This is a genomic window from Nocardia sp. JCM 38205, assembly GCF_058222935.1.
Genome location: NZ_JBYHFL010000001.1, coordinates 1475257 through 1485917, shown reverse-complemented (window position 1 = coordinate 1485917; position 10661 = coordinate 1475257). Strand labels below are relative to the sequence as shown.

The following is a 10661-nucleotide window of genomic DNA, read 5'->3' as shown; positions in this document are numbered from 1 at the left end:
TCATCCACCCCGCCTCCACCACCCACTCCCAACTCACCCCCGACCAACAACTCGCCGCCGGCGTCACCCCCGGCCTGGTCCGCCTCGCCGTCGGCATCGAAGGCATCGACGACATCCTCACCGACCTACGCGCCGGATTCGACGCGGCTCGATAGATCGCGCGCGCGGATTCGGTTGCGTCCACACCGAATCCGTTCCCCGCGAACCCGTATCGCGTACCGGTTGGTGAGGGGACCGGTGCGTCACCGGCCGATGCCGGTGTGACGGCCGCGGGAACACGCGGCCAACTGGCCGGGGCATCCATTCCGTCGGCGTACTGCCGGAAACCGGCGGGATGGACCCGGCCGAACCACGCGCGGATGCGCCCGCGAAGGCCCGGCTCCTGTTTGAATCCGAGGAGACGGTCCTGGTCGGGCGCAAGGTGGGAGGTCGTGGTGCGGAAGGTTTCCTCGCTGTTCCTAGCGGCACTGGTCGCGCTGATGTGCGGATGTGGCGATGCCGGGACGACGGCGCCGCCGAGCACCTCACCCGCGGCCGTCGATCCCCTGCGGATCAGCTACGGCGAGACCGACGACAACTTCGGCGATCTCTATCTCCCCGCGGGCAGCTCCGGCGACCTCCCGGTGGTCGTGCTCGTGCACGGCGGCGGCTGGGAACAGGTGCACGATCTGAGCTATACGGCGGTGCTGGCCGAGGATCTGGTCGCCCATGGTGTGGCGGTGTGGAATGTGGAGTACCGCAGGGTCGGCGGGGTGGGTGGTTGGCCGACGACACTCGCCGACGTCGACGATGCGACCGAGTCGCTGGCGACGGTGGTGCAGCAGCGCGCCGGTGGCCGGCTCGACCTGAGTCGGGTACATGTTGCCGGGCATTCGGCCGGCGGGCACCTGGCGGCGTGGCTGGCCGGGCGGCACACCATCGACGGCACCGATGCCCCCGGCGCCGACCCGAAGGTGCGTCTGGCCGGCGCGACCATCATGGCCGGGGTGCTGGATCTGCGGCTGGCCGCGATCACCGGCCACGACCGGTTCGTGCGCGATCTGCTCGGTGGCATGCCGGACGAGCAACCCGACCGCTACCGGATCGCCTCGCCCATCGAGCATCTGCCGGTGGGGCTGCCCGTCACCGTCGTCCACGGTGACAACGACGGCACCGTCTCGCCCGACCAGAGCCGCAACTACGCCGCGGCCGCCCGCGCGGCAGGCGATCCGGTCACGCTGCACCTGGTGCCCGGCGGCGGTCACGCCGACTTCGGCGACGTGCATTCCGCGGCCTGGGCTGCCGCGAAAACCGCACTGCTGGACCGGCTCGGCGCCTGAACCGGCCCGCCCACGGCCTACGGACGGGTTCAGCAGGTCGTGGGCCCCGGATCGGCGCCCGCGGTGACCGCGACCAGCCAGGCGACCGTGGCCAGTTCGGGGACCAGCTCCGCGCTGATGTGCTCGGAGGCCGGAACCTTGTGGTAGCGCAGGTTCACCCCGCGCTCGCAGTAGCGGCGCACCACATCGTCGATGGCCAGTTCGGCGGGCAGCAGCTGATCGGTCCACGAATGCCACATCAGCAGCGGCATGTCCGGGGTGTTCGCCGGATGGCCGAGGCTCGCGTCCCGGAGCACCTGCTGGACCACGGGGTCCGACAGGGCATCCGGGGAGGTGAGGTACTCGCGCACCGGACGCAGCAGGGTGGTGGCGACGGTGGTGTAGAGGCAGCGGTCGGATAGATCCGCGGCGACCTTCTTGCCGTCGGGGGTGAGGTAGCGATCCAGTACGGCGGCCATCTCCGGGTATTCGCGGGCCAGGCCGAGGATCGCGAGCCAGCCGGTGAAGTTCGCCTGCGGTTGCGTGCCCGAGATCGCGAACGGTGCGATCGCGGCCTTGTCGCCCGGGATACCGCCCTGAGCGCTCGCGCGGATATTCAGCTCGGGTGCGTAGCCGCGGTGCTGTTCGGCCGCCGCCGCCGAGGCATTACCGCCACCGGAATAGCCCCACAGGCCGACCGGCGCCGTCTCCAGACCGAGCCCGGCCCGCTGTGCGGCGCGGATGCCGTCGAGCACCATCCGGCCCTCCGCCGGCGACATGATGGCGTTGTTCTTTCCGTCGAAATCGGTGATCACCACCGCCGTACCCGCCGCAAGGAACTGGCCCAGCAGCGTCGTCTCCTTCATCAACCCGGCTCGCAGCGTGTAGGAGGGATTGCACTGCTGGCCGAGGCTGTCGATGGCTTCCTGATACGAGATCAGCGGGCGCGGCCCCGGGCCGAGCCACGGGATGCCCGGCATCAGCACCGTCGACGCCGTCGCCAGCGGTTCGCCCTGCGCGTCGCTGGAACGGACCAGCAGCTGGGTCGCGTGCACTGGAATGGGCACTCCGAGCAGATAGGTCTGCACGACCCGGGTCCGGATGACGTCGCCGTTGCGGTAACCGGCCAGATCGTCCGGGTCGGCGTACCACGGGTCCTGCTGCGGCGTCGGGAGCGGAATCGCCGGGTACACCTCGGCCTCGTTGGGCAACGGCGGCAGCGGGATATCGGCCGTCGCCGGTGCGGCGACGGCGCTGGTCGCCGCCAGCGCGGCCAGTGCGAGGCAGCGCGCGAGGCGACGGCCACGAGAGTGGTTGGGCAGCATGGACAACTCCGTTCGTCGCCTCCAAGCACACCGCGCGGGGGTATCGGCCGGCTATTCGCAAAGTCCAAGTCTTCGCCCCTGGCAGCTTGTGCATCTGCCCAAACGCAGCCCGTTTACCATTCCCGGGTGAGCGGATACGAGCACCTCGACACTTCGACGCTGCCGCCGCGGCAGCGTGACATCCTCGCCACCATCCAGCGGTGGGTGCTCGAGCGTGGCTATCCGCCCAGCACCCGCCAGCTCGGCGACGCGGTGGGGCTGCGGTCGGCGTCGTCGGTGTCGCGGCATCTGAAGGCCCTGGAGGAGAAGGGTTTTCTGCGTCGCGGGGAGGCGATGGCGCGGCCCATCGATGTGCGGCTGTTCCTGCGCGATACCGAACAGCGGGTCGCGGCCGAAGGCACCGTCGCGGTGCCGGTCGTCGGTGACATCGCGGCGGGCGCGCCGATCCTGGCCGAGGAACACACCGACGACATGCTCACCATCTCGCGCGAATTGGTCGGTCGCGGCACGGTATTCGGGCTGCGGGTGCGCGGCGATTCGATGATCGAGGCGGCCATCTGCGACGGCGACATCGTGGTGGTGCGCCGGCAGCAGGAAGCCAACTCCGGCGATATCGTCGCCGCCATGATCGAGGACGAGGCCACGGTGAAGGTGTACCGGCGCCGCAACGGGCACGTGTATCTGGAACCGCGCAATCCCGCCTACGACGTGATCGACGGCGATCGCGCGGTGGTGCTCGGCAAAGTCGTGTCGGTGATGCGGCGGGTCTGAGCCGGGGCGCCCGCGCCGCCTGGTCGCGACTGCCGGAGATAGCGAACAGGCGGCAAATTTATCTGTTCGTGACCTGCGAGTGGATAATGAGCAAAGGCTAGGCTAACCTTTTGGCTTTGGTCCGCTAGTTGCAAGGTAGAGCGCGATGAGATCGTCCGGCGATGTCGGTGAATCCCTGCCGTTGACGTCGGCGCAGCGGGAAGTCTGGTTTGCCCAGCAGCTGCTGGGCGAGGTTCCGCTGACCACAACGCAGTACATCGACGTCGTCGGACCGCTCGACCGCGAGGTCTACCAGGCGGCCGCGCGGCAGGCGGCCCGCGAGTTGGGCGCCTACCTGCGATTCGACGTCGAGCTCGACGGCCAGGTGCGGCAGTGGATCGACTACGACCAGTACGACGAGATCGGCTACCTCGATCTACGCGACGAACCCGACCCCGAATCCGCCGCGAGCGCCTGGATGCGCGCGGACCAGTGCACCCCGTTCGACCTGCGCAACGACCCGCCGGTGCAGACGACGATCCTGCACATCGGCCCCGACCGGCACTTCATCTACGGCCGCGCCCACCACATCGCCCTCGACGGTTACGGCGCCATGCGGTTGCAGCAGCGCCACGCCGAGCTGTACGCGGCGATAATGCGCGGCCAGCAGCCGCCCGCAGGCACCGAGCACGCGCCCGCCGACCTGGTCGACGCCGATATCGCCTACCTGCACTCGACCCGGTACGAGACCGATCGCCGATACTGGGCCGACAAGGTCGACGGCCTGCCCGAACCGGTGACGCTCGCGACCAGGCCGGGGCCTCCCGCCGCGCAGGCCATTGTCGTGGGTGGCGCGCTCGAACCGCAGCTGCACACGGCGCTGGAGCGGGCCGCGGGCGCGACCGGAACCGCCGCCGTGCTGGTGGCCGCGCTGGCCGGATACCTCGCCCGGATGACGGGTGCGCCCGAGGTGACGCTGAGCCTGCCGGTGACCGCACGCACCACAGCCGTCCTGCGTCGTGCCGGCGGCATGGTGACCAATGTGGTGCCGCTGCGCGTGGGCACCGGGCCCGCGACGTCCATCGCCGAGCTGTTCGCCGCCGCGCGCCGGGAGTTGAGCGGGGCGCTGCGCCATCAGCGGTTCCGCGGCGAGGAGGTCGCCAGGATCGCGCGGCGCGGCCCGGACGCGGGCGGATTCGGCCCGGCCGTGAACATCATGAACTTCCGTGCCGGCGTCGATCTCGGCGCCGCGACCGGCACTCTGCACCTGCTGTCCACCGGGCCGGTGGCCGACCTCGCCCTCAACATCTACCCGGCCGCCGACACCGGCCTGCGGGTGGAATGGGAGGCCAACCCGAACCGGTACACCCGCGCGGAGCTGACCGCCCAGCACCGGCGTTTCCTGGACTTCCTGAGCGAACTCGTCACCGCACCCGCCGACAGCGCCGTGCATGCCGTCGAGGTGCTGCGGCCGCAGGAACGGCGGCGGTTGGTGCCCTGGCAGGGATCCGACGCGGTGCCCGCGGTGCCGATGGCGGAGCTGATCGCGGCGGCAGTCGCGCGTAATCCGGACGGCACGGCCGTGGTGCACGGCGATCGGCGCTGGACCTACGCGGAATTCGACGCCTGGACCGACCGGCTCGCGCGTGCCCTGATCGCCGCGGGCGCCGGACCGGAGACCCTGGTCGCGATGGTGCTGGAACGTTCGGCGGAATCGGTGGCGGCCGTGTGGGCGATCAGTAAGGCCGGTGCCGCGTTCGTGCCGATCGATCCCGGCTATCCGGCCGAGCGCATCGCGCACATCCTCGGTGACAGTGCGGCCCGGCTCGGCGTGAGCACCGCGGCGTTGCGGGCGGGCCTGCCCGAGTCCACCACCTGGCTGCTGCTGGACGATCCGGCGACCACCGCCGGAATCGACGCGGGACCGGTCACCGATGCCGAGCGTCGGACCCCGCTGGACCCGGCCCATCCGGCGTATCTGATCTACACCTCCGGCTCGACCGGCACACCGAAGGGCGTCCTGGTCACCCATGGCGGCCTGGCCAATCTGGCCGCCGAACGCCGCGACCGCTACGACCTGCATCCGGGTGCGCGCACGCTGCATCACGCCTCGCCCGGATTCGATATGGCCGTCGGCGAGCAGTTGTGCGCGCTCGCCGGCGCCGCCACCCTCGTCGTCGCGCCGCGGTATGTGGTGGCCGGCGAGGATCTGGCCGAGCTGATCCGCCGCGAATCGGTGACCAACGCGATCATCACGCCCGCCGTGCTGGCGACGCTGGACCCGGCGGCGCTGCCGTCGCTGCGGGTGCTCGGGGTCGGCGGTGAGGCCATCCGCGCCGATCTGGTCGAGGCCTGGGCGCCGGGACGGCTGATGCGCAACGGGTACGGCCCCACCGAAGCCACCGATATCGCCACCATCGGCGAACTGGTCGCCGGCCGTCCGGTCACCATCGGCGCACCGCTGCGCGGCTTCGGCGCACTGGTGCTCGACGCGTTGCTGCGGCCGGTGCCGCCGGGGACGCCCGGTGAGCTCTACATCGGCGGCCCCGCACTGGCACGCGGCTATCACGGTAAGCCGGGCCTGACCGCGGCCCGTTTCGTGGCCGACCCGTATCGCCCTGGTGAACGGCTCTACCGCACCGGCGATCTGGTCACCGTCACCGAAGGTCGCGATCCCGCGCTGACCTACCACGGCCGCACCGACTTTCAGATCAAGGTGCGCGGGCATCGCATCGAACCGGGCGAGGTCGAGTCCGTCCTGACCGCGCGCCAGGAGATCGCGCGCGCCGCCGTCACCGTGCACACCGACGAGCGCACCGGACCACATCTGGTGGCCTACCTGGTCCCCGCGCCCGGCGCGAGCGTCGACCTCGACGCACTGCGGGCCGAACTCGCCGACGAGTTGCCCGCCTATCTGCGTCCGGCCGCCTACACCGTGCTCGACGCGCTGCCGCTGACCGCCAATGGCAAGCTCGATACCCGCAGGCTGCCCGCACCGGTCTTCGGCCGCACCGGATTCCGCGCACCGGCCACGCCGTCCGAACGCCGGGTGGCGGCGGTGTTCGCGCAGGTGCTCGGCCTCGAATCGGTCGGTGCGAGTGCGGATTTCTTCGCCCTCGGCGGCACCTCGCTGACGGCGACACAGGTCGCGGCGCGGCTCGGCACCGGTGTGCGGACGATCTTCGACGCCCCCACCGTGGCCGGTCTGGCTGCCCGCCTCGACACCCGCGCCGATGACGCACCCGCGCCGGCGATGCGGCCGCGCCCGGAACGCATCGCGCCCGCGCCGGCCCAACTGCGGCTGTGGCTGCTCAACCAGCTGATGCCGGAATCGTCGGCCTATCACCTGCCGGTCGCGCTCGGCCTGCGCGGGCCGCTGGATCCGGTGGTGCTCGCGGCCGCGGTCACCGCCGTGCTGGACCGGCACGAGGTGCTGCGCACGGTCTACCCGGAGACGTCGGCGGGGCCCTATCAGCGAATCCTGGCGACCACGCGCGCGGCCGAACTGATCGACCTCGCGCCGGTAGAGGCCGAACGCCATGATCTCGATCGGCGGCTGTCCGAACTCGCCGGCGCACCCTTCGACCTCACGCGCGATCTCCCGGTGCGGATGCGGTTGCTCCGGCTGGACGCCGAGGAGCATGTGCTCGCGCTCGTCGCCCACCACATCGCCGCCGACGGCTGGTCGTTCGGCCCCCTGATCGCCGATCTGACCACCGCCTACGCCGCGCACGCCGCCGGACGCACGCCCGGCTGGTCCGCGCTGCCGGTGCAGTACGCCGATTACGCACTGTGGCAGCAGGATCGGCTCGGCGAGCGCACCGACGCCGACTCGATCGCGGCCCGTCAGCTCGCGTACTGGACTCGCACGCTGGCCGGGGCGCCCGCGTATCTGCCGCTTCCCGCGGACCGCGACGGCGCGAGCGAAGGCCCCGGCGGCACCGTCGATATCGAACTGCCTGCGGTGACGGACTCCGCTCTGGCCGAGCTGGCCCGACGCCACGACGCCACCGTCTTCATGGTCACCTACGCCGCCTATATCGCACTGCTGCACGAACTGTGCGGCAGCACCGATATCACGATCGGCACCCCGGTCGCGGGCCGCGGCCATCCCGCGCTGGACCATCTGGTCGGCATGTTCGTCAATACCCTGCCGGTGCGCGTCGCGGTCGAGCCGGGGGAGCCGTTCACGGCGCTGCTGGCCCGGGTGCGCGAGGCCGCGCTCGCGGCGTTCGACAATGCCGACGTCCCGTTCCACCACATCGTCGAGGCGGTGAATCCGCCTCGTGCCGAGGGCCGTTCGCCGTTGTTCCAGACCGTGTTCTCCTTCGAGAACCTGCCGGCGCTGCCGGCTCTCGAACTGGTCGGCCTCCGGGTGGAGGTGCTCGACATCCCGCGGGACACCACCCATTTCGAACTCGCCCTGACGGTCCGGCAGGCGCCGGGGCGCGATGGTCTCACCGCCGAATTCCGTTATGCCACCCAACGTTATGACCGGTCGACGGTGTCCGATATCGCGCTGCGGTTCCAAGAGATGGTGGCGCGCATCGTCGGTGATCCGGCGAGCGCGATCGGTGGGCCGCGACGAGCGAAGGATGGGCTCGCCTCCTCGGCCGATCGGCAACCGGTCGGAACAGCCGGTGCCGGGCCTGCGCGTCAGCCCATCGCCGACGCCGGCTCCGCCGCCGTGCGCGGGAACGCTGCCGCCGCAGGCGAACCCGGCAACCTGCCGACCACCGACCGCGAAATCGCCGTGGCCGCGGTGTTCGCCGAGCTGCTCGGCACCGACGAGATCACCCTCGACGACACCTTCTTCGACCTCGGTGGCACCTCACTGCTCGTCTTCACCCTGCGCACGCGGCTGGCCGAACGACTCGGGATCGAGGTCGACCCGCGCACGGTATTCGAGCAGCCCACGGTGCGGGCGCTGGCCGCTGTCGAGCCGGCCGCCGAGCGCGACGACCGCTGGGTCGCCGAACTCGTCGCCGACACCCGCCTCGACCCCGCGATCGATATCGCCGGCCTGGTGCCGCCGGTGGACACCGGCGACGTCCTGCTCACCGGCGCCACCGGCTTCCTCGGCGTCCATCTGCTGCGGGAACTGCTCGACCGCACCGATTCCCGCATCTGGTGCCTGGTGCGGGGCCGCGACCACGCCGACGGCTTGCGCCGGATCACCGCCGCGCTGGCCCGCTATCGGCTGCCCCACCACGATCTGGCCGACCGAGTGGTGGCCGTGCCCGGTGATCTGGAGCAGCCGCGACTGGGACTGAGCGAAGCCGATTTCGCCGATCTGGCCGCCCGGATCAGCGTCATCCACCACAACGGCGCCCGGGTCAACCATCTGGAGTCCTACGCGGATCTGCGCGCGGCCAATGTCGGCGGCACCACCGAGGTGCTGCGGCTGGCGACGACCGTCCGGATCAAACCGGTGCACTTCGTCTCCACCCTCAACGCCGTACTCGGCACCGAAACCAGCGGAGTAGTGCTCGAGGACAGCGACATCCCCGCCGCCGAGGTCACCAGACACGGCTATGTCGCCGCCAAATGGGTGGCCGAGCAGCTGGTGCTGGAGGCGGGTGCACGCGGCGTGCCCGTCGCGGTCTACCGGCCCGGCCTCATCTGCGGCTCGGTCGAGACCGGCGTGATGAGCGCCGACGATTCGATGTGGACGATGGTGCGCGCGGCCGCCCTGCTCGGCGTCACGCCGGACCTCGGCGATACCGCCGTTTCGCTCGCCCCGGTCGATTACGTGGCCCGCGCCCTGGTCGCCATCGCCAATACCGGCCTGCCGGACTCGGACCGCTATCACCTGGTCAACACCACTCCGACCCGGGTGGCCGAGATCCTCGACGGGCTGGTGCGGATGGGCTACCGCATCGATACCGTCGACGTGGACGCGGCGAAGCAGCGACTGGCCGAACAGGCCGTCGACCACGACGACTTGATGCGCGCGACCCTGCTCATCGGCAACTACGCCGATCTCGGCGATTCGGGCGTCGCCGATGTCATCCTCGACGACAGCCGTGCGCGCGAGGCCCTCGAGCCGGCCGGGATCAGCTGCCCGCCGATCACCTCCGAGGTCATCGACCGCTACCTCGCCGCCTTCCGCGCCGACGGTGTGCTGCCCGAGCCTCAGGAGGTCGAGCGGGTCTCGACGTAATCCGCCGTGGTCTGCTGCTTGCGTGAGCGTGCGAACGCCACGGTCGCGATGCCCGCCGGGATGTTCATCAAGAATCCGTAGACCGCGGCGGGCACCGCCATCGCGTCGTTGTTCAGCACCGTCGCCGCGACCGCGATGGCAAGGGCGGCGTTGTGCACACCGATTTCCATGCTCGAGGCGATCGCGTCCTCGTGGCGCACACCGAACAGCCTCGGCACGCCGTACCCGATGCCGAGCCCGATGGTGCACAGCAGCAGCGCGATCGCGCCGAGTTCGCCGACATGGTCGGTGAAGGCGTCGAATTCGGAGAACAACGCGGCGCAGACCACCAGCACCAGCACCACTCCCGAGCCGATCTTGACCGTGCCCTGCCTGCGCAGCGCCCACGCGGTCCACCGGTTGCGCACCCACATGCCCAGCGCGACGGGCACCAGCACGATGGCGAAGACCTGCAGGAATTTGGCCGGTTGCAGCCCGAGGCCGGCGCCGTCATCGAGGAAGACCGAATACGACAGGCCGACCACGACCGGCAGCGTGAACACCGCGAGCACCGAGTTGATCGCGGTGAGCGTCACATTCAACGCCACATTCCCGCCCGCGAGATGGCTGAACAGATTGGCCGACGAACCACCGGGGGAGGCGGCGAGCAGCATCATGCCGACCGCGAGCGCGCCGTCGAGCCCGAAGATCCGCACCAGCCCGAAACAGATGATCGGCATCACTACCAGCTGGCAGGTCAACGCGACGACCGCCGCCTTCGGATAGGTCACCACCCGAGCGAAATCGGCGACGGTCAGCGTCAGCCCGAGGCCGAACATGACGATGCCGAGAGCGATCGGCAGCGCGACCGCGAAAACAGTTGAGCCCATGCGCGTCCTTCCGAAGCCGGCCCGTCGGCCGCTCGCCGATGGTGTCATATCGCGATGCTCGGTGCCGTCCCCAGGACCGGAGAACTACTGTGACGCGCCCCATTTCAAGCCACTGTGTCCGGCGTCACATTTCGTCGCTGAAGCGCAGGTCGGCACGGCGGTTCTCCTACCGGGTCTGGGTAGCGGGGTGTTTACTGCCGACCGGGAACGGGTAACGAAGTTCTTCGTGTCGAGCCCTCGGCCACCACTGCCGCCG

The 10661-nt window shown here is 70.5% G+C and carries 6 protein-coding genes; 4 read left to right on the top strand and 2 right to left on the bottom strand.

What is annotated here, in order from left to right; genetic code table 11:
• The coding region (locus tag AC4HOU_RS06855) for a PLP-dependent transferase (protein WP_194992994.1) at positions 1–155 on the top strand (155 nt) is incomplete at its 5' end.
• 324 nt (positions 156–479) lie between these two features.
• On the top strand, positions 480–1319 hold the full coding sequence (locus AC4HOU_RS06850) for an alpha/beta hydrolase family protein (protein ID WP_163816951.1): 840 nt from the start codon (positions 480–482) through the stop codon (positions 1317–1319).
• A 29-nt stretch (positions 1320–1348) separates the two neighbouring features.
• On the opposite strand, the gene AC4HOU_RS06845 is transcribed toward AC4HOU_RS06850, so the two are convergent.
• Entirely contained in the window at positions 1349–2623 is a 1275-nt protein-coding gene (locus AC4HOU_RS06845; protein ID WP_490724237.1) for a lipase family protein, read from the bottom strand.
• Between the two features lie 126 nt (positions 2624–2749).
• Here AC4HOU_RS06845 and lexA point away from each other — a divergent pair, with 126 nt between their 5' ends.
• Positions 2750–3394, top strand: a complete 645-nt coding sequence (gene lexA, locus AC4HOU_RS06840) for a transcriptional repressor LexA (protein ID WP_194992373.1) — start codon at positions 2750–2752, stop codon at positions 3392–3394.
• Between the two features lie 145 nt (positions 3395–3539).
• The gene (locus AC4HOU_RS06835) at positions 3540–9536 is read left to right on the top strand and encodes an amino acid adenylation domain-containing protein (RefSeq protein WP_490724236.1); all 5997 of its coding nucleotides are present in this window, start codon (positions 3540–3542) and stop codon (positions 9534–9536) included.
• Here AC4HOU_RS06835 and AC4HOU_RS06830 read toward each other — a convergent pair.
• Complete coding sequence (locus AC4HOU_RS06830; RefSeq protein WP_194992446.1) at positions 9509–10405, bottom strand: bile acid:sodium symporter family protein; 897 nt, start codon at positions 10403–10405, stop codon at positions 9509–9511. The two genes, AC4HOU_RS06835 and AC4HOU_RS06830, sit on opposite strands and share 28 nt — an antisense overlap.
• Between the last annotated feature and the right edge of the window lie 256 nt (positions 10406–10661).

What these genes read in the sequence shown, in the direction of transcription:
- AC4HOU_RS06830 (WP_194992446.1), bottom strand. Translation starts at nt 10,405, where the DNA reads ATGGGCTCAACTGTTTTCGCGGTCGCGCTGCCGATCGCTCTCGGCATC.
- AC4HOU_RS06835 (WP_490724236.1), top strand. Translation starts at nt 3,540, where the DNA reads ATGAGATCGTCCGGCGATGTCGGTGAATCCCTGCCGTTGACGTCGGCG.
- AC4HOU_RS06850 (WP_163816951.1), top strand. Translation starts at nt 480, where the DNA reads ATGTGCGGATGTGGCGATGCCGGGACGACGGCGCCGCCGAGCACCTCA.
- AC4HOU_RS06845 (WP_490724237.1), bottom strand. Translation starts at nt 2,623, where the DNA reads ATGCTGCCCAACCACTCTCGTGGCCGTCGCCTCGCGCGCTGCCTCGCA.